Origin of the sequence: Pseudomonas sp. 22072 (assembly GCF_052046095.1) — a bacterium.
Lineage (GTDB): Bacteria > Pseudomonadota > Gammaproteobacteria > Pseudomonadales > Pseudomonadaceae > Aquipseudomonas > Aquipseudomonas paracarnis.
The window spans coordinates 169,264-190,776 of sequence record NZ_JBQEQE010000006.1 but is presented as its reverse complement, the minus strand read 5'-3'; the positions used below and the strand labels follow the sequence as shown (position 1 = coordinate 190,776).

Here is a 21,513-nt window from a genome sequence, read left to right as displayed (position 1 = left end):
ACAAGGAGTATGAATGTGACTGCGCTAAACCTGATTCCAGGCCAACTGAGCCTCGCCCAACTGCGTGCCATCTACCAGCAGCCAGTAACCCTCAGCCTGGATGACAGCGCCTCGGCCCAGATCGAAGCCAGCGTTGCCTGCGTGGAGCAGATTCTCGCCGAGAACCGCACCGCCTATGGCATCAACACCGGTTTTGGCCTGTTGGCCTCGACCCGCATCGCCAGCGAAGACCTGGAAAACCTCCAGCGTTCCCTGGTCCTGTCCCACGCCGCCGGCGTCGGTGAGCCGATCAGCGATGCACTGGTGCGACTGGTCATGGTGCTCAAGGTCAACAGCCTGAGCCGTGGCTTCTCCGGGATTCGTCGCCAGGTGATCGACGCGCTGATCGCGCTGATCAACGCCGAGGTGTACCCGCACATTCCGCTCAAGGGGTCAGTGGGTGCTTCCGGTGACCTGGCGCCGCTGGCGCACATGTCCCTGGTACTGCTTGGCGAAGGCAAGGCGCGTTACAAGGGCGAATGGCTGGAAGCCACCGAGGCACTGAAAATCGCCGGCCTCACGCCGCTGACCCTGGCCGCCAAAGAAGGCCTGGCGCTGCTCAACGGCACCCAGGTGTCCACGGCCTATGCCCTGCGTGGCCTGTTCGAAGGCGAAGACCTGTTCGCCGCTGCCCTCGCTTGCGGCGGCCTCACTGTGGAAGCGGTACTGGGTTCGCGTTCGCCGTTCGATGCGCGTATTCATGCGGCGCGTGGCCAGCGTGGCCAGATCGACTCGGCAGCGGCCTATCGTGACCTGCTCGGTGAGAGCAGCCAGGTGTCCCAATCGCACCAGAACTGCGACAAGGTGCAAGACCCGTATTCCCTGCGTTGCCAGCCGCAGGTCATGGGTGCATGCCTGACTCAATTGCGCCAGGCCGCCGAGGTGCTGGTGGTAGAAGCCAACGCAGTGTCGGATAACCCGTTGGTCTTTGCCGCCGAAGGCGATGTGATTTCCGGTGGCAACTTCCACGCCGAACCCGTGGCCATGGCCGCCGATAACATGGCGCTGGCCATTGCCGAAATCGGCTCCCTGAGCGAGCGTCGGATCTCGTTGATGATGGACAAGCACATGTCGCAACTGCCGCCGTTTCTGGTGGGCAATGGCGGGGTGAACTCCGGCTTCATGATCGCCCAGGTGACCGCTGCCGCGCTCGCCAGCGAGAACAAGGCGCTGGCCCATCCCCATAGCGTCGACAGCTTGCCGACTTCGGCCAACCAGGAAGACCACGTGTCCATGGCACCGGCTGCGGGCAAGCGTTTGTGGGAAATGGCCGAAAACACCCGGGGCATCCTCGCGGTGGAATGGCTCGCGGCGTGCCAGGGCCTGGACCTGCGCGACGGCCTGAAGACCTCGCCCAAGCTGGAAAAAGCCCGTGGCATCCTGCGCGACAAGGTGGCGTTCTATGACAAGGACCGCTTCTTCGCCCCGGACATCAACGCCGCCAGCGAACTGCTCGCCAGCCGCTGCCTGAATGAGCTGGTGCCGGCCAAGTTGCTGCCAAGCCTCTGACCGCGACTCGGTCTGTGCCTGATCATTCCCACGCTCCGCGTGGGAATGCATCCTGTGACGCTCTGCGTCACCGCTCTAAAAGCGGACGCGGAGCGTCCAGGTCGGAGTTCCCACGCCGAGCGTGGGAACGATCTTCTCCTCATAAGAATAATTAGGGACGAGAAATGCACCAGCCAGAAAAAGGTTTGAAACGCGGGCTCAACGCCCGACATATTCGCTTCATGGCCCTCGGTTCCGCGATCGGCACCGGGCTGTTCTATGGCTCTGCCTCCGCCATCCAAATGGCCGGTCCTGCCGTGCTGCTGGCCTACCTGATCGGCGGCGCTGCTGTATTCATGGTGATGCGCGCCCTCGGTGAGATGGCCGTGCACAACCCGGTGTCTGGCTCATTCGGCCACTACGCCAGCACCTACCTGGGGCCCATGGCCGGGTTTATCCTCGGCTGGACCTACGCCTTTGAAATGATCATCGTCTGCCTCGCCGACGTCACCGCGTTCGGCATCTACATGGGCTTCTGGTTTCCCGAAGTGGCCCGTTGGGTCTGGGTGCTGGGCATCGTATTCCTGATCGGCGGCCTGAACCTGTGCAACGTCAAAGTCTTTGGCGAGATGGAGTTCTGGCTGTCGTTGCTCAAGGTCGGTGCCATTGTGGCGATGATCCTCGGCGGTTTTGGCATCATGCTGTTTGGTATTCACTCGGCAGGCGAAACCCAGGCCAGTGGCTTGAGCAATCTGTGGGCCCACGGCGGCTTCATGCCCAACGGCATCGGTGGGCTGATCGCCTCGTTTGCGGTGGTGATGTTTGCCTTTGGTGGCATCGAAATCATCGGCATCACCGCCGGTGAAGCCAAGGACCCACAGCGGGTGATCCCCAAGGCGATCAACGCTGTGCCGCTGCGTATCCTGCTGTTCTACGTGCTCACCCTATTCGTGTTGATGGCCATCTACCCGTGGCCGCAGATCGGCAGCCAGGGCAGCCCGTTCGTGCAGATCTTCAGCAACCTGGGGATTGGCTCGGCGGCGACCATCCTCAACATCGTGGTGATCTCGGCGGCGGTGTCGGCGATCAACAGCGACATTTTCGGCGCCGGGCGCATGATGTACGGCCTGGCTCAACAAGGGCAGGCGCCCAAGGGCTTCGCGCAATTGTCCAAACAAGGCGTGCCATGGATGACCGTGGTGGTCATGGGCGCCGCCTTGCTCGGCGGTGTGGTACTCAACTACCTGATCCCGGAAAACGTGTTCTTGCTGATCGCCTCGATTGCCACCTTCGCCACCGTGTGGGTATGGCTGATGATCCTGTTTACCCAGGTCGCCATGCGCCGCTCGATGACCAAGGCGCAGATCGCCGAACTGAAATTCCCGGTACCGTTCTGGCCTTATGCGCCGGCGGCGGCCATTGTGTTCATGCTGTTTGTGTTTGGTGTACTCGGTTACTTCCCGGATACCCAGGCGGCGTTGATGGTAGGCGCCGTGTGGATCGTGCTGCTGATCATCGCCTACTGGCTGTGGGTCAAGCCTGCCGCCGGGCAAACGGCCAAGGTCGATTACGACCCGGTTTTGTCTCATCGATAACTTAGGGAGGCGTTGATGAAAACGCTTTGGCAACACTGCCACGTCGCAACCATGGCCAACGGCAAATACTCGATCATCGAGGATGCCGCCATGGTGACTGCCGGCTCGCTCATCGAGTGGGTCGGCCCCCGCAGCCAGGCGCCAACCGCGGATTACGCCCAGGTGCATGACCTGCAAGGCGCGTGGGTCACTCCCGGGCTGATCGATTGCCACACCCATACGGTGTTCGGTGGCAATCGCAGCGGCGAATTCGAGCAGCGCCTCGAAGGTGTCAGCTACGCCGAGATCGCGGCCAAGGGCGGCGGCATTGCCAGCACTGTGCGCGCAACCCGTGCGGCGAGCGAAGATGAGCTGTTCTTGTGCGCTGAAAAGCGCCTGCGCAGTTTGCTGCGTGACGGCGTGACCACGGTGGAAATCAAGTCCGGCTACGGCCTGGACCTGGCCAACGAACGCAAGATGTTGCGCGTGGTCCGGCGCCTGGGTGAAGCGCTGCCGGTCAGCGTGCGCGCCACCTGCCTGGCCGCCCACGCGTTACCGCCGGAGTACAAGGACCGTGCCGACGATTACATCGAGCACATCTGCAGCCAGATGCTGCCGGCCCTGGCCGCCGAGGGGTTGGTGGATGCGGTCGATGCCTTCTGTGAATACCTGGCATTTTCCCCCGAGCAGGTTGAGCGGGTATTCAAGGTCGCCCAGCAACTTGGCTTGCCGGTGAAGCTGCACGCCGAGCAACTCTCGTCGTTGCATGGCTCAAGCCTGGCGGCGCGCTACCACGCGTTGTCGGCCGACCACCTGGAATTCATGACTGAAGAAGACGCCATCGCCATGGCTGCGGCCGGTACCGTCGCCGTGCTATTGCCGGGCGCGTTCTACTTCCTGCGTGAAACCCAGTTGCCGCCCATGGACGCCCTGCGCAAACACGGCGTGAAGATCGCCATCGCCAGCGACCTCAACCCCGGCACTTCACCGGCGCTGTCGGTGCGGCTGATGCTGAACATGGCCTGCACCCTGTTCCGCATGACCCCGGAAGAAGCCCTGGCCGGCGCCACGCAACACGCGGCCACCGCGTTGGGCCTGGGCGATACCCATGGTTCCCTGGAAGTGGGCAAGGTCGCGGATTTTGTCGCCTGGCAGATCGATCGCCCCGCCGACCTGGCCTACTGGCTGGGTGGCGAACTGGATAAACGCGTCGTGCGCCACGGCGTCGACGTCACTGTTTGAGAGGATGCAGTTGTGGATAAGGTTCTGACATTCAAACAAGGCCGCGTGCCGCTGCTGATCAGCATGCCCCACGCCGGCCTGCGGCTCACCCCTGCGGTGGAGGCCGGGTTGATAACCGAGGCGCAAAGCCTGCCGGATACCGATTGGCATATTCCGCTGTTGTATGACTTTGCCGAAGAACTGGGCGCCAGCACCCTGGCGGCGGAGTACTCGCGGTTTGTCATCGACCTCAACCGGCCCTCCGACAACACGCCGCTGTATGCCGGTGCTACTACCGGCCTGTACCCAGAGACGCTGTTCGATGGCGTGCCGTTGTTCCGTGAAGGGCAAACGCCCTCCGAGGAGGAGCGGGCCAGTTACCTGCAAAAAATCTGGGGTCCGTACCACCGTCAACTGCAGGAAGAACTGGCACGCCTCAAGGCCGAGTTCGGCTACGCGCTGCTGTTCGACGCGCACTCGATCCGCTCGGTGATCCCGCACCTGTTTGACGGCAAATTGCCGGACTTCAATTTGGGTACCTTCAACGGCGCTGCGTGCGACCCGCAGCTGGCCAGCCAGCTGGAAGCCATCTGCGCTCAGCATCCGCAATATACCCATGTGCTGAACGGGCGCTTCAAGGGCGGCCATATCACCCGTCACTACGGCAACCCGGCGCAGGATATTCATGCGGTGCAGCTGGAGTTGTGCCAGAGCACCTATATGGAGGAGTTCGAGCCGTTCCGTTATCGCCATGATTTGGCCGAGCCGACGCAGGTGGTGTTGAGGCAGTTACTGGAAGGGCTGTTGGCTTGGGGGCAGAAGCACTACCGGTAATTGTTGGTGCTGCTGCAATAGCTTTCGCGAGCAAGCCCGCTTGACCGCGCTCTATCATGAGAATGCGCTCGAAATGTGGGAGCTGGCTTGCCTGCGACAACGGGGGTTCAGCAACACTTTTATCAACTGACACACCGCCATCCCGGCAAAGGGCTGGCCCACGGTTGTTTGCGGGCACGCGGCCAGGTGCCGGAGGTGGATCGGCTGTATGACTATCTGCTTGGTTACCTGAGGCGCGAACTGCTGACACAGGTCTAATTGCTCAAGGACATGCTCATTGCACAATTCGGGTTTATGATGCCAGACGGCAAAATAATAGACGTCCCCCCAGGGATGAACCCGACACCCTACGGAGCACGCAATGCAGACTTGGTACCCGCAGATCAAACCCTACGCCCGGCACGATCTGGCTGTCGATGACACCCACACCCTGTACGTCGATGAAAGTGGCTCCCCCGAAGGCTTGCCTGTCGTGTTCATCCATGGAGGCCCCGGCTCCGGTTGCGACGCCCAGAGCCGCTGCTATTTCGACCCGAACCTCTACCATATTGTCACCTTCGACCAGCGTGGCTGCGGCCGCTCTACGCCAAGGGCCAGTCTCGAGAACAACACCACCTGGTATCTGGTCGCCGACCTTGAGCGCATCCGCGAGCACCTGGGCATCGACAAATGGGTGCTGTTCGGCGGTTCCTGGGGTTCGACCCTGGCCCTGGCCTACGCGCAAACCCACCCCGAGCGCGTGCATGGCCTGATCGTGCGCGGCATCTTCCTCGCCCGCCCGCAGGATATTCGCTGGTTCTACCAGGAGGGCGCGAGCCGCCTGTTCCCGGACTACTGGCAGGACTATGTGGCACCCATCCCGGTGGAAGAGCGCCACGATATGATTGCCGCTTACCACAAGCGCCTGACCGGCAACGACCAGATCGCCCAGATGCATGCGGCCAAAGCCTGGTCGGGCTGGGAAGGCCGTATGTTGGGCCTGTGCCCGAGCCCGCAGCATGTGGAACGGTTTTCCGAGCCGCAGCGCGCCTTGTCCATCGCACGTATCGAATGCCATTACTTCACCAACAACTCCTTCCTGGAACCCAACCAGCTGATTCGCGATATGCACAAGATCGCCCATCTGCCTGGCGTCATCATCCATGGCCGCTACGATATGATCTGCACGCTGGATAACGCTTGGGAGCTGCATCAGGCCTGGCCCAACAGCGAGTTGCAGGTGATCCGCGAAGCAGGGCACGCGGCGTCCGAGCCGGGCATCACCGACGCACTGGTGCGTGCGACCGGCGAAATGGCCCGGCGCCTGCTCGACCTGCCGCCTGAAGAAGCATGAAGGGCTTGTTGCAGCGGGTGCGTGGCGCCCGGGTTGAGGTCGCAGGGGAGGTGATAGGCTCGATTGACCAGGGTTTGCTGGTGCTGGTGGCCGTCGAGCCTTCAGATACGCCCGAAAGCGCCGACAAACTGCTGCACAAGCTGCTTAACTATCGGGTGTTCAGTGACGAGGAGGGCAAGATGAACCTGTCCCTCAAGGACATCGGCGGCGGTTTGCTGCTGGTGTCGCAGTTCACCCTGGCGGCGGATACCAAAAGCGGGCTACGGCCCAGCTTCTCCACAGCGGCTCCTCCGGCCCTGGGAGCGGCGCTTTTTGAGCACTTGTTGTTACAAGCGCAACAATTGCATGGCAAGGTGGCGTCGGGGCGTTTTGGCGCGGATATGCAGGTGCACTTGGTCAATGATGGCCCTGTGACCTTCCTCTTACAGACATGAATGTATGAAAAACGACGTTAATGCCTAAAAACGCAGGGTTTCGCTACAAATACTTCACTGTCCCTGATGCGTTGTCTCGCGGGCTACTAGATAATCGCGCGCTACGGGGATCAGCGTTGTTTGGTCCATTTTTGACTTAGGTAGAGCCTTGTCCGACAACCGCATGGGGAATCATTTCGCCCCAGAGGAGTCGGAACATTGCTCGCCAACCTGGCATATAGATAGCTGGCCGTTGGTTTTTTGATCTGTTTTCGGCGAGGGTTGCTCGTGATTGTTAGTCCCTGTAATGCACCAAAATTGTCTGCCAAACGGTTACGAAACGCACTGGTGACGGGCTCTGCCCTGTTTTGCCTGTTCGGCGCGGGTCAACTGTGGGCGTTCAGTCTGGATGATGTGTCGGCCAAGGCAAAAGAGCTGGCTGGGCAGAAATACGAAGCTCCGCGCAGCAATTTGCCGAACGAATTCCGCGAAATGAAATTCGCTGACTACCAGAAGATTCGTTTCCGCAATGAAAAAGCCGAGTGGGCCGATCAGAACACCCCGTTCAAGCTGTCCTTCTATCACCAGGGGATGCATTTCGACACCCCGGTGAAAATCAACGAAGTCACCGCCGACAGCGTGCATGAAATCAAGTACGACCCGACGCGTTTCGATTTCGGCGACGTGAAATTTGATCCTAAAGCCACCGAACAGCTGGGTTACGCCGGTTTCCGTGTGCTTTTCCCGATCAACAAGGCCGACAAGCAAGACGAAATCATGACCATGCTCGGCGCCAGCTATTTCCGCGTCGTGGGCAAGGATCAGGTGTACGGCTTGTCTGCCCGTGGCATGGCGATCGACACCGCGTTGCCGTCTGGCGAAGAATTCCCGCGTTTCACCGAGTTCTGGATCGAGCGTCCAAAGCCGGGTGACAAGCACCTGGTGATTTTCGCGCTGCTGGATTCGCCACGCGCCACTGGCGCTTATCGCCTGATCCTGCGTCCTGGCACCGACACCGTAGTGGACGTCAAATCCCAGATGTTCCTGCGTGACAAGGTCAGCAAGCTGGGCGTTGCGCCGTTGACCTCGATGTTCCTGTTCGGCGCCAACCAGCCGTCCAAGGTCCTCAACTACCGCCGCGAGCTCCACGATTCCAGCGGCCTGTCGATTCACGCCGGCAATGGCGAGTGGATCTGGCGTCCGCTGAACAACCCTAAACACCTGTCGGTCAGCAACTTCAGCGTCGAGAACCCGCGTGGGTTCGGCCTGCTGCAACGTGGCCGCAACTTCAGCCACTACGAAGACCTGGACGACAACTACGACAAGCGCCCAAGCGCCTGGATCGAGCCTGAAGGTGACTGGGGCAAAGGCTCTGTCGACCTGGTCGAGATCCCGACCGCCGATGAAACCAACGACAACATCGTGGCGTTCTGGAGCCCGGCCGAACTGCCGGAAGTCGGCAAGCCGCTGGACGTGGCCTACCGCCTGCACTGGACACTGGACGACGCGGCCTTCCATTCGCCGGACAGTGCCTGGGTCAAGCAGACCCTGCGCTCCACGGGTGATGTGAAGCAATCGAACCTGATCCGTCAGCCGGATGGCAGCGTGGCCTACCTGGTGGACTTCGAGGGCCCGTCCCTGAAGAAACTGCTGCCGGACGCCCCGGTGCGTAGCCAGGTGAGTGTGGGTGATAACGCTGAACTGGTTGAAAACAGCGTGCGCTACAACGAACACACCAAAGGCTGGCGCCTGACCCTGCGTATGAAGATCAAGGACGCAAGCAAGCCGACCGAAATGCGCGCGGCACTGGTGCAGGATATCGTGCAGCCTGAGGCTGAGTCGGTTTCCAACCATGTGCTCAAGGCCGATAAAGTCTTGGCCAAGCAGCATGAGAAACAGGCCAAGAAAGACGCCAAGGACAAGGAAGCCAAACAGCCTGAGGCTGCCCCAGCCACGCCGGAGCCGATCAAGACCGAGCAAGTCCTGACCGAAACCTGGAGCTATCAGTTGCCTGCCGATGAGTAATTCTCAAGTCAAGCCAGAGACTCTGTCCGAGTATCTGGCGCATCTACCCATGACGGCTGAGCAGCGCGCCGAGCTGGCGGGCTGCAAGTCCTTCAGCGAGCTGCACGAACGTCTGTCGTCCAAGACCTTCGACGCACCGACCGACGCTGCCCAAGCGTCGGTTGGCCGCCGCTTGACCCTCAACAGCGCCGAAGAGCTGCAAGACGCCGAGATGCTGGCGCTCGATGCCAGCGGTCGTGTGTGCCTAAAGGCCACGCCGCCGATCCGTCGGACCAAAGTGGTGCCCGAGCCTTGGCGCACCAACATCCTGGTGCGCGGTTGGCGCCGGATGACCGGGCGCACCAACCCGCCCAAGCCACCGAAAGACGAGCGGGTGCTGCCGGCTGCGCGCTGGCGTACCGTGGGCTCGATCCGTCGTTACATCCTGTTGGTGCTAATGCTGGGCCAGACCATCGTGGCCGGCTGGTACATGAAAGGCATCATGCCGTACCAGGGCTGGTCGCTGGTCGACTTCGACGAAATTCGCAACCAGACCCTGCTGCAAACCGCTACCCAGGTACTGCCTTACGCGCTGCAAACCAGCATCCTGATCATGTTCGGGATTCTGTTCTGCTGGGTGTCGGCCGGTTTCTGGACTGCGCTCATGGGCTTCCTGGAGCTGCTGACCGGTCACGATAAATACCGCATTTCCGGTAAAAGTGCCGGTGACGAGCCGATTCCGAAAGATGCGCGCACCGCCCTGGTGATGCCGATCTGTAACGAAGACGTGCCGCGTGTATTCGCCGGCTTGCGTGCAACGTTCGAATCGGTGGCCGCGACCGGTGACCTGGATCGCTTCGATTTCTTCGTGCTCAGCGACAGTAACGACGCCGACATCTGCATCGCCGAACAGCAAGCCTGGCTCGACGTATGCCGCGAAGCCGGTGGTTTCGGCAAGATCTTCTATCGCCGTCGTCGCCGTCGCGTAAAGCGCAAGAGCGGCAACCTCGACGACTTTTGCCGTCGTTGGGGCGGTGACTACAAGTACATGGTCGTTCTTGACGCTGACTCTGTGATGAGCGGCGAGTGCCTGACCAGCCTGGTGCGCCTGATGGAAGCCACGCCGGATGCCGGGATTATCCAGACCGCGCCGCGTGCGTCGGGCATGGACACCCTGTATGCGCGCATGCAGCAGTTCGCCACTCGCGTGTACGGCCCGCTGTTTACCGCCGGCCTGCACTTCTGGCAGTTGGGTGAATCCCACTACTGGGGCCACAACGCCATTATCCGTATGAAGCCGTTTATCGAGCACTGCGCCCTGGCGCCGCTGCCCGGTAAAGGCGCGTTTGCCGGTGCGATCCTCTCCCACGACTTCGTTGAAGCCGCGCTGATGCGCCGTGCCGGCTGGGGCGTGTGGATTGCCTACGACCTGCCGGGCAGCTACGAAGAACTGCCGCCGAACCTGCTGGACGAACTCAAGCGTGACCGTCGCTGGTGCCACGGTAACCTGATGAACTTCCGCCTGTTCCTGGTCAAAGGCATGCACCCGGTGCACCGTGCGGTGTTCCTGACCGGCGTGATGTCTTATCTGTCGGCGCCGTTGTGGTTCTTCTTCCTGGTGCTGTCCACGGCCTTGCTGGCGGTGAACACGCTGATGGAGCCGCAGTACTTCATGGCCCCGCGCCAGTTGTACCCGCTATGGCCACAATGGCACCCGGACAAGGCGGTGGCGCTGTTCTCCACCACCATCGTGCTGCTGTTCCTGCCTAAACTGCTCAGCATCATCTTGATCTGGGCCAAGGGCGCCAAAGAGTTCGGTGGCAAGTTCAAGGTAACCCTGTCGATGCTGCTGGAGATGTTGTTCTCCATGCTGCTGGCGCCGGTGCGGATGATTTTCCACACCCGTTTCGTCCTCGCCGCGTTCCTCGGTTGGGCCGCTACCTGGAACTCGCCGCAACGTGACGACGACTCCACGCCCTGGAGCGAAGCGGTCAAGCGCCACGGTCCGCAAACCGTGCTGGGCTTCCTGTGGGCGCTGCTGGTGGTGTGGCTGAACCCGAGCTTCCTGTGGTGGCTGGTGCCGATTGTCGGCTCGCTGATGCTGTCGATCCCGGTGTCGGTGATTTCCAGCCGGGTCAAGTTGGGCCTCAAGTCCCGCGACGAGAGCCTGTTCCTGATCCCTGAGGAATACAACCCGCCGCAGGCCCTGCTGTCGACCGAGAAGTACACCCACGAAAACCGTTGGCACGTCCTCAACGACGGCTTTGTGCGTTCGGTGGTAGACCCGCAGCAGAACGCTCTGGCCTGCGCCTTGGCGACCTCGCGGCACCGTGAGGCCGAGCCCATCGAGTACCTGCGCATGGAGCGTGTTCGCCACGCGTTGAAAGTCGGCCCGGCTGGCCTCAACAACAGCGAACGCCTGGCCCTGCTCAGTGACCCGGTGGCCCTGGCTCGCCTGCATGAGCAGGTGTGGAGCGAAGGTCATGCCGAGTGGCTCGGTGCCTGGCGTGCTTCGATCAAGGCTGATCCGCACGCGCCGTTGCTGCCTCTGCAACCACAGTCGCCCCAGGCCCAACCGGCCTGATTCAGGCACCCCCGAAGGCTCACTTCGGGGGTGTTTCAAACGTTGGTCCTACAGCGTTTTTCGCTTCTTCCTTTTTATCGCTAACTCCTTGTTATTTCGAAACAAAAGACCTTTGTTCGAAGCGTATTGCCGTGCCCGCGGCTGGGTTAGGATCGCCCCCCAAATTGGACTCGCCACGGGGCATTCATGATCAAAAGGTATTGTTTGGCATTGCTGATGGGCTTTTTCCTGGGGGGGCACGCAGGTTTGCTTTACGCGGGCGCGCTGGACAACGCTGTGCGCCGTGGCGTGCTTAAGGTCGGCACAACCCCCAATAACGTCCCTTTCGAAATGCTCGATAAGCAGGGGCGCATCGTCGGCTTTGAAATTGACTTGCTCCACACCATGAGCCGCGCACTTGGCGTAGAGCTTGAATTGGTGGCAGTGCCTTACACGGATCTGCTGCCGGGGCTGATGACGAACAAGTTTGATCTGATTGGCAGCGGCATGACGGTCACTCAAGAGCGCAACCTCAAACTCAACTTCAGTGACTCGTTTGTCGTGGTGGGCCAGACGGTGCTGCTGCACCCACGCATGGCCGGGAAGGTCTCCAGTATTGAAGAACTGGACGACGCCAGTTACCGCGTGGTTACCACCCAAGGCACCACCGGTGAAGCCGCAGCACAGCGCTTTCTTGTATCTGCGCGGCTCAGCAGTGTGCCCAACCCGGAAGAAGGCGTACGGCAGGTCGTTGAAGGCAAGGCCGATGCTTTTATCCATGATGCGCCCTACAACCTGATCGCGATGAGTCGGCCACAGAACAGTACATTGTTGGCACTTGAGCAACCCTTCACCTTTGAGCCCTTGGCGTTCGGCCTGAAAAAAGGCGATTACGACAGCCTCAATTGGATCAACCATTTTCTCAACCAGATCGCCCAGGACGGCACCTACGATCGCCTGCATGACAAGTGGTTCAGGGATACGGCCTGGATAGCCGAGATCGACTGATCGTCATAACTGCTTACACATCAATCCCTGATCGAGAGGCCGCGCTGAAGCGTCTGCGCCTGTGTTTGGCCGGGTCGCTGTCAGGGTTTTCCGACACACGCCGATAACATTTACCGGTGAAACCTTTGTGGCGGACAACGAGTGGGTTAGGATCGCACCCCGAAATGGCGCAGCCCTCTTGTGCGCCAACCTTATAAGAATCGTTCAGGGGTCTTGATGATGAAAAAGTATCTTTCGATGCTGATGCTCGGCGTCACCGCGCTGGTCGCTGCCACTGCGGCCCAGGCCGGCGCCATTGATGAGGCGGTCAAGCGCGGCACGTTGAAAGTTGGCATGGACCCCACCTACATGCCGTTCGAAATGACCGACAAGCGCGGTGAAATCATCGGTTTCGAAGTCGACATCCTCAAGGCTATGGCCAAGTCCATGGGCGTCAAGCTGGAGCTGGTGTCCACCGGTTACGACGGCATCATCCCGGCCTTCCTGACCGGCAAGTTCGATATGATCGGCAGCGGCATGACCCTGACCCAGGAACGCAACCTGCGCCTGAATTTCAGCGAACCCTTCATCGTGGTCGGCCAGACGTTGCTGATCCGCAAGGAGCTGGAAGGCACCATCAAGTCCTACAAAGACCTGAACGACGAGAAATACCGCCTGACCTCCAAGCTCGGCACCACCGGTGAGATGGTCGCCAAGAAGCTGATCTCCAAGGCCAAGTACCACGGCTACGACAACGAGCAGGAAGGCGTGCTCGACGTGGTCAACGGCAAGGCTGACGCGTTCGTCTACGACGCACCGTACAACGTGGTGGCCGAGAAGAAAGTCGGTAACGGCAAACTGGTGTTTCTGGAAGAACCCTTCACCTTTGAGCCCCTGGCGTTCGGTTTGAAGAAAGGCGATTACGACAGCATCAACTTCATCAACAACTTCCTGCACCAGATCCGTAACGACGGCACCTACGATCGCATCCATGACAAGTGGTTCAAGAGCTCCGAGTGGCTCAAGGACATGGAATAAGGCCCGACACCGAGTTGCCTGTATCGCAGGCAAGCCAGCTCCCACATTTGACTGTATTCACACATCAACCTGTGGGGGCGGGCTTGCCCGGGATGGCGGCCTATCAGGCGACACCTATGCGGAAAGTGAAATGAAACAGAAAAAAGCCCAATGGCCCTGGCACCTGCTGACGGTGGTCGTGCTGGTCGGCCTGGCGGGTGCCTTGTACTACGCTACGTCGTTGATGTCTTACGAATGGCGCTGGAATCGCGTCCCCCAATACTTCGCCTATCAAGCCGAGACCTCCCAGCGCGCCGCGGATATTTCCACCGTGGTCGAGTTGGTGCGCAAAGGCGATACGGCCGAAGTCACCCTGCGCAACGACGCCGGAGTCGAGCAAAAGCTCACAGTCGCCGATAACAGCCTGCAAGTGGCGCGCGGCGACGATGTGGCTGAAGGCGATGTGGTCGGCGTGACCCGGCAATGGGCATTGGGACCATTGATGTGGGGCTTGTGGACCACGCTGTGGCTGTCGGTGGTGTCCGGCATCCTGGGTTTGGCGATTGGCTTGGCGACCGGGCTGTGCAGGCTGTCGAAAAATCCCACCTTGCGCGATCTGTCGACAATCTATGTCGAGCTGGTGCGGGGCACGCCGCTGCTGGTGCAGATCTTCATTTTCTATTTCTTTATCGGCACGGTGCTCAACCTGTCCCGGGAGTTTGCCGGGATTGCCGCACTGTCGTTGTTCACGGGTGCCTACGTGGCAGAAATCGTGCGCGCCGGCGTGCAGTCCATCACCCGTGGCCAGGATGAAGCGGCGCGTTCCCTGGGCTTGAGCGCCAGCCAGTCGATGCGCCACGTGGTACTGCCGCAGGCCTTCAAGCGTGTGCTGCCGCCCCTGGCCGGGCAATTTATCAGCCTGGTCAAGGATACGTCTCTGGTGTCGGTGATCGCGATTACCGAGTTGCTCAAGAGCGGCCGCGAAGTGATCACCACCTCGTTCTCGCCGTTTGAAATCCTGTTTTGTGTGGCGGGCTTGTACCTGCTGATCAACCTGCCGCTGTCGAAGATGGCCAGCCGGCTTGAGCGGAGGCTTGCCCAAAGTGATTGAAGTACGCGATCTGGTAAAAGTCTTCGATACCCGTGGGCAACTGGTGCGCGCGGTGGATCACGTCACCACCCAAGTGGCCAAGGGCGAGGTGCTGGTGGTGATCGGACCTTCGGGTTCCGGCAAGTCCACCTTCTTGCGCTGCCTGAATGGGTTGGAGGCGTTCGATTCGGGTTCGGTGAGCATCGACGGCCTGCAACTGGCCGACCCTAAGACCGACGTGAATGCCTACCGCCGTGAAGTCGGCATGGTGTTCCAGCACTTCAACCTGTTCCCCCACATGACCGTGCTGGAAAACCTGTGCCTGGCGCAAAAGGTCGTGCGCAAGCGCGGCAAGCAAGAGCGCGAGGCCAAGGCCCTGGCGCTGTTGGAAAAGGTCGGTATTGCGCAGAAGGCCCACGAGTTTCCATCGCGCCTGTCTGGCGGCCAGCAGCAGCGAGTCGCCATTGCCCGAGCCCTGGCCATGGAGCCCAAGGTGATGCTGTTTGACGAGCCCACCTCGGCCCTCGACCCGGAAATGGTCGGTGAAGTGCTCGACGTGATGAAGACCCTGGCCCTGGAAGGCATGACCATGGTGTGCGTCACCCACGAGATGGGCTTTGCCCGGGAAGTGGCAGACCGGGTGTTGTTTTTCGATCACGGAAAACTGCTGGAAGACGCCGCCCCGGCCGAGTTCTTCAATGCGCCAAAAGACCCGCGTGCCCAGGCCTTCCTGCGCCAAGTCCTGTAGAAATATTTGCCTCTGTGGCGAGCGAGCTTGCTCGCGCTGGAGTGCGAAGCGCTCCCAAGATTTTGGGGCCGCTGTGCAGCCCAGCGGGAGCAAGCTCCCTCGCCACAGGTCAAAGCTTGAATTTGTCGACCAGCGTCTGCAAGTCCAGGCTCAACCTTGTCAACTGAACACTCGCGGCCGCCGTTTCCTCGCTGGCGGCGGCGGTTTGTTCCGACACGTCCCGCACCTTCAACACACTGCGGTTGATCTCCTCGGCCACAGCGCTTTGCTGTTCCGCTGCGGCGGCGATCTGCGGGTTCATTTCCTGGATGATCGACACCGTGCGGGCAATGGCGCTCAGGGCGTCGCCGGCGTCGCGGGTCAGGGCGACGCTGTTGTCGGTCAGGTTGCGGCTGCTGTCCATGATGTCTGCCACCTGCTGAGTGCCATTGTGCAGGCCGAGGATCAGCCCTTCGATCTCCTCGGCCGATTCCTGAGTGCGTTGGGCCAGGCTGCGCACTTCGTCGGCGACCACCGCAAAGCCTTGGCCGGCAGTGCCCGCACGTGCCGCTTCAATGGCGGCGTTCAGGGCCAGCAGGTTGGTCTGCTGAGAAACAGACTTGATCACGTCCAGCACACTGGCGATCTTCTGGCTCTCCTGTTGCAGCGCGAGCATCGCACGGCCTGACAGCGCCATTTCACTGGCCAGGTTGCCAATCTGCTCCACGGCCTGGGTGACCACCTGCTCACCGGCGCCGGCCTGATGGTCGGCTTCTTGGGCCGCCACCGAGGCGCGTTCGGCGTGGCGCGCCACTTCCTGGGCAGTGGCGAGCATTTCATTCATTGCCGTCGCCACCTGGTCGGTTTCATCTTTCTGCTCGTTGAGCCCGCTGCGGGTCTGCTCGGTGACGGTGGATAACTGCGTGGCCGCTCCGGCGATCTGCCGGGCGCTGTCACCGATACTGCTGATCAGGCTACGCAGGCTGCGGGTCATTTGCCCGATGCTTTGCTGCAACTGGCCGAGTTCGTCGCGACGGTCGACCGCCATGTCATGGCTGAGGTCGCCCTCGGCAACACGGTGGGCGGCGCCGAGAATTTCTCGCAGTGGCGCCGCAATCTGCCGGGCGATCCACCAGGCGGCCAGCGTGCCCAGTGCCAGGGCGGCCACTGTCACGCTGATCAGCAACGCACGGGTTTGGTCCGCCTCGTTGTTGCGCCTGGCATTCTGGCTCTGGCTCAGCAGATTGCTCTTGTCCCGCAGCTCGTTGAGTTGCTGTTCGAGGCTGTTTTGCACGGTTTCGGTATCGAGTTGGGCTTGCTCGAGCTTTAGCAGTTGTTCACGGTAGTTGGCCAAATCGGTCTTGAGCAGCGTCGAGTCCACCGGGAGCGCGGTGACGGAAGCCAGCGCGGCCTGCAGTTCATCAAGCGACTGGTCGAACGCATTGGCGTAGGCCTTTAAGGTAACGGCCGCCCAGGCGGGGCTCTGCGCCCGATCTTCGGCTTGCTCCATGGCCTGGCGCAGGTTCTCGATGGCGTCGAGGGCCTTCTCGTCATTTTGATCGGGCAAGTCACTGGCCAGTTGAGCGAGGGTGTCACTGGCCTGCAGGGCGGACTTCTTGAGCGCCGGACGGATCTGCTCGCGCGCGGCCAGCAACGGTGGCAACTGTACGAGCGCGGCTTTCGAGCCCGACACCAACAGAGCCGCTTCTTCCAGCCATTGTCGGTCGGTGGCGGCTCGCAAGCGGCTCGAAAGGCCGGTCAGATACTGGTCGATCTGTTCAATCCTTTGGTTCATCTTGTCCAGGCTGTTGCTGTCCATCAGCGTGCGGTACACGATGCGGTCGGCGCGCATGGCCTCGGCTTCGACAGCCAGATGGCCCAGGACCGTCAGGCTGTCGGATCGGTAAAGCACGGCGCTCAAGGCTTGCCAGCCCGTGGCTGCGATCAGGAAACTGAGGATCAGCACTTGGCCAAAACCCAGGGCTAGCTTGAGGCGGACGCTGGCATTGACCAGCACGCGGGTCAGCCGAAGAAACATGGTGAACCTCCGAATCAGAGAAAGCGTTTCGCGACACATGAAACGCTAATTCGATTCGGGACCGTGGAGGGCTGATAACTGTGTAGGAGATTTCACAAGTTGCGGCGGCTTTGGTAAGCCGCCGTGTAGGGTAATTCAGACTCGGAAGCGCCCGACGAGGGTCTGCAGGTAGATCCCCAGGCGCGCCAGTTCGGCACTGGAGGACGCAGTTTCTTCGCTGGCCGACGAGGTTTGCTCGGAGATGTCGCGCACATTCAGCACGCTGCGGTTGATCTCTTCAGCCACGGCGCTTTGCTGCTCGGCGGCGGTGGCGATCTGTGAGTTCATGGCCTGGATGGTCGAGACGGTACGGGTGATATTGCCCAGCGCGTGGCCGGCCCGGCGCGTCAGCTCAACACTGCTCTCGGTCAGCCCGCGGCTGTTGTCCATGATGGTTGCCACCTGCTGGGTACCACTTTGCAGGCCGACGATCAGCTCTTCGATCTCTTCAGTGGACTTCTGCGTGCGCTGGGCCAGGCTGCGCACCTCGTCGGCCACCACGGCAAAGCCGCGCCCGGCCTCACCGGCACGCGCCGCCTCAATGGCGGCGTTAAGGGCCAGCAGGTTGGTTTGCTGGGCCACGGATTTGATCACGTCGAGCACACTGCCGATCTTGTCGCTTTCGCGCTTGAGTTCACCCATGGCCACCGTGGAATTACCCACTTCGGTGGCCAAGCGCTCGATCTGGGCGATGGCTTCACCCACCACCTGGTCGCCTTCACGGGCTTGCTGGTCGGCAGCCACGGCGGCTTCCGAGGCCTCTTCGGCGTTGCGCGCCACTTCCTGCACGGTGGCCGCCATCTCGTTCATGGCGGTGGCCACCTGGTCGGTCTCGACCTTCTGGCTGTTGACCCCGGCGCTGGTTTGTTCGGTCACGGCTGACAACTGCTCAGCGGCGCTGGCGATCTGGGTGACCCCGTCGCTGATCCCGCCGATCAACTCGCGCAGGCCCACGGTCATGCTTTGCATGGCACGCTGCAATTGGCCCAGTTCGTCCTGGCGGCCCGATTCCAGGTTGTGGCTCAGATCGCCGGAGGCCACACGCTCGGCGACTTCGAGGGTCTGGTTCAGGGGGATGACGATCTGGCGGGTGATGGCCCAGGCCGCGAAGACGCCGACGATCAGCGCCAGTACGGTGGCAAGCAGCAACAGGTATTTGGCCTGCGCGGCATCTGCGTCACGCACGGCGGTCTGGGAGACGGTGAGTTTTTCACTGTGGCCCAGCAGGATGTCGCCCTGGGCGATCATGGTTTTCAGCGCTGCTGCGCTGGCGACCTGGGAATCGCGATACTGGCTGACGGCGGCGCGGTAGGCTTGCAGTGAAGCCCCGGCTTCTTGCAGGTTGGCCTGGTATTGCGCAGGCAACTGGCCTTGCAGTTCGGTGATTTTTTTCAGGGCGTTGTCGATGGCATCCAGGGCCGGTTGCTCGGCTTCGACCTTGCCGCTGTAGGTGTAGCCGCGTACCTGGAAGCGCGATTGCTGGATCAGCTTGCTCTGCTCGACCACGCTGTTGAACTGGGCGACGCTGTCACCTTGCAGCAGGGCTTTTTCGATTTCGTTGATCTTGGCGACGGCATTGTCGGCGGTGTCTCCGAGCTTGCTGCGGGCGCCCTCACGTTTGAGGCCCGCCTGGACCATGGCGGCGAAGGCCTTTTTGTATTGGTTCAAGGCTTCCTGCTGTTGCTCGACCAGGGCTTTGTCGTCAGGTTGCTCGATCAGCTCGGCGGCGGTCTTCAGGCCGCTGTCGAGGTGGGCGAGCAGGCCGTCGACCTTGTCCGTGCCTTGCTCGCCACGGCGCATATCGAAGTCCAGGCGCGCCAGGCGCAGGTCTTTGGTCAGGCCATTGAGGCTGGAAATGAAGCCCAGCTTGTCGCCGCGACTGATCACATCGCCCAGTCCGGTCCAGCCGGTAAAGGTGATCAACAGCGTCAGGAGCAACACCAGGCCAAAGCCCACGCTCAGCTTGCGGTTGACGCTTACATTCCCCAACTTCTCGGCTAACCAACGATACATGCTGCGAACTCCCCTGGAACAAGGCTTGGACTTATTCAAAGGCTATCGGCAACGCACGGGGATACTTGATCGTTCCCACGCTCTGGCGATCATTCCCACGCTCTGGTGATCGTTCCCACGCTCTGCGTGGGAATGAATGGCGTGACGCTCTGCGTCACAAGGGCGGACGCAGAGCGTCCTGAGCGGCATTCCCACGCAGAGCATGGGAACGATCAGTCGGGGGTTAGAACAGACGGGCGAGCAGGGCCGTTACGGCGGTTTCGACGCGTAAAATACGTGCACCCAGTTGCACCGGCTGTAAACCAGCCTTGGCCAGCAGGTCCACTTCATAGGGAATCCAGCCGCCTTCCGGGCCGATCGCGAGGGTCACCGGTTCCTCGAGGGCTCGGGGGCAGGCCGGGTAATCGCCCGGATGGCCGATCAGGCCCAAGGTGCCAGCCGCCATGGCCGGCAGACGATCTTCCACAAACGGCTTGAAGCGTTTCTCGATAATGATCTCGGGCAGCACCGTGTCCCGCGCTTGTTCCAGGCCGAGAATCAGTTGCTCGCGCACCGCTTCCGGCTCCAGGAACGGGGTTTGCCAGAAGCTTTTTTCCACGCGGTAGCTGTTGACCAGTACCACCTTGGGCACGCCCATGGCCGCCACGGTTTGCAGCACCCGGCGCAGCATCTTCGGGCGGGGCAGGGCCAGCAGCAAGGTCAGGGGTAGTTTGCTCGGTGGCGGTTGGTCGAAGCTCACTTGCAGTTCGGCTTCAGTGGCTTCCAGGCGCAGCAGTTGGGCATTGCCCATCAGCCCGCCAATGCGGCCCACACGCAGGGTGTCACCGACGGCGGCGCGGTGAACCTCCTGCATATGCACCAGGCGACGATCACGCAGCACTACGCGGTCGGCCGCGATAAAGTCGGCCTCTTCGAGCAGCAGCAGGTTCACGGCTGGGTCGCTGGCGGTTGGTCGTCGTCGGCAGGCGCGTCATCCGGGTGTTCGCCACGCTTGCTGATCAGGCCGCTGAACAGGATGCCCACCTCGAACAGCATCCACATCGGCACGGCCAGCAAGGTCTGGGAGAAGATGTCCGGTGGCGTGAGGATCATGCCGACCACGAAGCAGCCGATGATCACGTACGGGCGGATCTTTTTCAGGTACTTGACGTCGACCACGCCGATCCACACCAGCAACACTACCGCTACCGGAATTTCGAATGCCACGCCAAAGGCGAAGAACAGCGTCATCACGAAATCGAGGTAGCTGGTGATATCGGTCATCATCTCCACGCCGGCCGGGGTGGCGGCGGCGAAGAACTTGAAGATCAGCGGGAACACCAGGAAGTAGGCGAAGGCCATGCCGGTGTAGAAGAGCAGGATGCTCGACACCAACAATGGCACAGCGATGCGCTTCTCGTGCTTGTACAGGCCCGGCGCGATAAAGCCCCAGATCTGATGCAGGATCACCGGGATCGCCAGGAACAGCGAGACCATCATGGTCAGCTTCAAGGGGGTCAGGAACGGCGACGACACATCGGTGGCGATCATCGTCGCGCCGGCCGGCAGGTACTGGCGCAGGGGCGTCGAGACGAAGGTGTAGATCTGCTGGGTAAAGGCGAACAGCCCGGCAAAGATGATGAAGATCGCCGCCACGCAACGCAGCAGGCGGGTTCGCAACTCGGTGAGGTGCGAGACCAGCGGCATGTGCTGGTCGTTTTCCGGTTTATCAGCGCTCATGGGGCTCGCGGCGGCAATGTAGGGTCATGGGGCGCGGGCGACGCGACGGGCGTCGGCGCAGGCGTCGGTGGGGCGGGCGCTGCCGGTGTGGCGTCGGCCACAGGGGCTGGCGCGATGCTGTGCTCGGCCACCGGCGTTACCGGCTTGGCCGGCTCTTGCACCGGGGAAAGAATCTTGCGGGCTTCCTGCTCCAACGAGAGGATGTGCTCGTTGTGCAATTGCCGACGGATTTCGTCGGCACCGATTTCCCGTTCAACTTCCTGTTTGATCGCGTTGAAACTGCGCTTGAGGCGCCCGATCCACAAGCCGGCGGTGCGTGCGGCACCGGGCAGGCGTTCCGGCCCCAGTACCAGCAGGGCCACCAGGCCGACGAGCAGCAGTTCAGAGAAGCTGATACCAAACATTAGTCAGTGC

General features: G+C 61.3%; 16 protein-coding genes and 3 pseudogenes. 13 read left to right on the top strand and 6 right to left on the bottom strand.

The window, feature by feature from the left end:
• The first annotated feature begins 9 nt into the window (after positions 1 to 9).
• The 13 genes and pseudogenes from hutH (at position 10) to ACTJLA_RS08705 (ending at position 15,311) form a co-directional block, all read left to right on the top strand.
• Positions 10 to 1,548, top strand: a complete 1,539-nt coding sequence (gene hutH, locus ACTJLA_RS08765) for a histidine ammonia-lyase (protein WP_089042090.1) — start codon at positions 10 to 12, stop codon at positions 1,546 to 1,548.
• Between the two features lie 164 nt (positions 1,549 to 1,712).
• Positions 1,713 to 3,122, top strand: coding sequence for an amino acid permease (locus ACTJLA_RS08760; protein ID WP_034125549.1), 1,410 nt, complete (start codon positions 1,713 to 1,715; stop codon positions 3,120 to 3,122).
• A 15-nt stretch (positions 3,123 to 3,137) separates the two neighbouring features.
• Positions 3,138 to 4,343, top strand: a complete 1,206-nt coding sequence (gene hutI / locus ACTJLA_RS08755; RefSeq protein ID WP_072445800.1) for an imidazolonepropionase — start codon at positions 3,138 to 3,140, stop codon at positions 4,341 to 4,343.
• Positions 4,344 to 4,355: 12 nt separating this feature from the next.
• Positions 4,356 to 5,156, top strand: coding sequence for an N-formylglutamate deformylase (hutG, locus tag ACTJLA_RS08750; RefSeq protein ID WP_314545727.1), 801 nt, complete (start codon positions 4,356 to 4,358; stop codon positions 5,154 to 5,156).
• 144 nt (positions 5,157 to 5,300) lie between these two features.
• Positions 5,301 to 5,414: pseudogene (locus ACTJLA_RS08745) on the top strand (alpha/beta hydrolase); the annotation flags it as partial.
• A 103-nt stretch (positions 5,415 to 5,517) separates the two neighbouring features.
• Positions 5,518 to 6,489, top strand: coding sequence for a prolyl aminopeptidase (pip, locus tag ACTJLA_RS08740; protein WP_314545730.1), 972 nt, complete (start codon positions 5,518 to 5,520; stop codon positions 6,487 to 6,489).
• Entirely contained in the window at positions 6,486 to 6,923 is a 438-nt protein-coding gene (gene dtd / locus ACTJLA_RS08735) for a D-aminoacyl-tRNA deacylase (RefSeq protein ID WP_034125553.1), read from the top strand. The genes pip and dtd overlap by 4 nt, the downstream gene beginning before the upstream one ends.
• A gap of 267 nt (positions 6,924 to 7,190) precedes the next feature.
• Positions 7,191 to 8,927: a glucan biosynthesis protein G gene (locus ACTJLA_RS08730; RefSeq protein WP_034125862.1), complete on the top strand. Its 1,737-nt coding sequence runs from the start codon at positions 7,191 to 7,193 to the stop codon at positions 8,925 to 8,927.
• A pseudogene (gene mdoH, locus ACTJLA_RS08725) lies at positions 8,920 to 11,498 on the top strand (glucans biosynthesis glucosyltransferase MdoH); the annotation flags it as partial. The gene ACTJLA_RS08730 and the pseudogene mdoH, both read left to right, overlap by 8 nt.
• A 178-nt stretch (positions 11,499 to 11,676) precedes the next feature.
• Complete coding sequence (locus ACTJLA_RS08720; protein ID WP_072445802.1) at positions 11,677 to 12,477, top strand: transporter substrate-binding domain-containing protein; 801 nt, start codon at positions 11,677 to 11,679, stop codon at positions 12,475 to 12,477.
• A gap of 219 nt (positions 12,478 to 12,696) precedes the next feature.
• The gene (locus tag ACTJLA_RS08715; protein ID WP_032901820.1) at positions 12,697 to 13,494 is read left to right on the top strand and encodes a transporter substrate-binding domain-containing protein; all 798 of its coding nucleotides are present in this window, start codon (positions 12,697 to 12,699) and stop codon (positions 13,492 to 13,494) included.
• Between the two features lie 130 nt (positions 13,495 to 13,624).
• Positions 13,625 to 14,584 carry an amino acid ABC transporter permease gene (locus ACTJLA_RS08710; protein ID WP_032893984.1) on the top strand — a complete coding sequence of 320 codons (960 nt, stop codon included), beginning with the start codon at positions 13,625 to 13,627 and terminating at the stop codon, positions 14,582 to 14,584.
• Positions 14,577 to 15,311: an amino acid ABC transporter ATP-binding protein gene (locus ACTJLA_RS08705; protein ID WP_034125863.1), complete on the top strand. Its 735-nt coding sequence runs from the start codon at positions 14,577 to 14,579 to the stop codon at positions 15,309 to 15,311. The genes ACTJLA_RS08710 and ACTJLA_RS08705 overlap by 8 nt, the downstream gene beginning before the upstream one ends.
• Positions 15,312 to 15,420: 109 nt before the next feature.
• On the opposite strand, the gene ACTJLA_RS08700 is transcribed toward ACTJLA_RS08705, so the two are convergent.
• The 6 genes and pseudogenes from ACTJLA_RS08700 to tatB form a co-directional block, all read right to left on the bottom strand.
• Complete coding sequence (locus tag ACTJLA_RS08700) at positions 15,421 to 17,328, bottom strand: methyl-accepting chemotaxis protein (protein WP_054897531.1); 1,908 nt, start codon at positions 17,326 to 17,328, stop codon at positions 15,421 to 15,423.
• A gap of 135 nt (positions 17,329 to 17,463) precedes the next feature.
• Positions 17,464 to 18,177: a methyl-accepting chemotaxis protein gene (locus ACTJLA_RS08695; protein ID WP_370712509.1), complete on the bottom strand. Its 714-nt coding sequence runs from the start codon at positions 18,175 to 18,177 to the stop codon at positions 17,464 to 17,466.
• A 144-nt stretch (positions 18,178 to 18,321) separates the two neighbouring features.
• Positions 18,322 to 19,380: pseudogene (locus tag ACTJLA_RS08690) on the bottom strand (methyl-accepting chemotaxis protein); the annotation flags it as partial.
• A 223-nt stretch (positions 19,381 to 19,603) separates the two neighbouring features.
• Positions 19,604 to 20,311: a 16S rRNA (uracil(1498)-N(3))-methyltransferase gene (locus tag ACTJLA_RS08685; RefSeq protein WP_054897530.1), complete on the bottom strand. Its 708-nt coding sequence runs from the start codon at positions 20,309 to 20,311 to the stop codon at positions 19,604 to 19,606.
• Positions 20,308 to 21,099: a twin-arginine translocase subunit TatC gene (gene tatC / locus ACTJLA_RS08680; protein ID WP_034125559.1), complete on the bottom strand. Its 792-nt coding sequence runs from the start codon at positions 21,097 to 21,099 to the stop codon at positions 20,308 to 20,310. The genes ACTJLA_RS08685 and tatC overlap by 4 nt, the downstream gene beginning before the upstream one ends.
• Complete coding sequence (gene tatB / locus ACTJLA_RS08675) at positions 21,096 to 21,503, bottom strand: Sec-independent protein translocase protein TatB (protein ID WP_054897529.1); 408 nt, start codon at positions 21,501 to 21,503, stop codon at positions 21,096 to 21,098. Before tatB ends, tatC begins: the two co-directional genes overlap by 4 nt.
• Positions 21,504 to 21,513 lie beyond the last annotated feature (10 nt).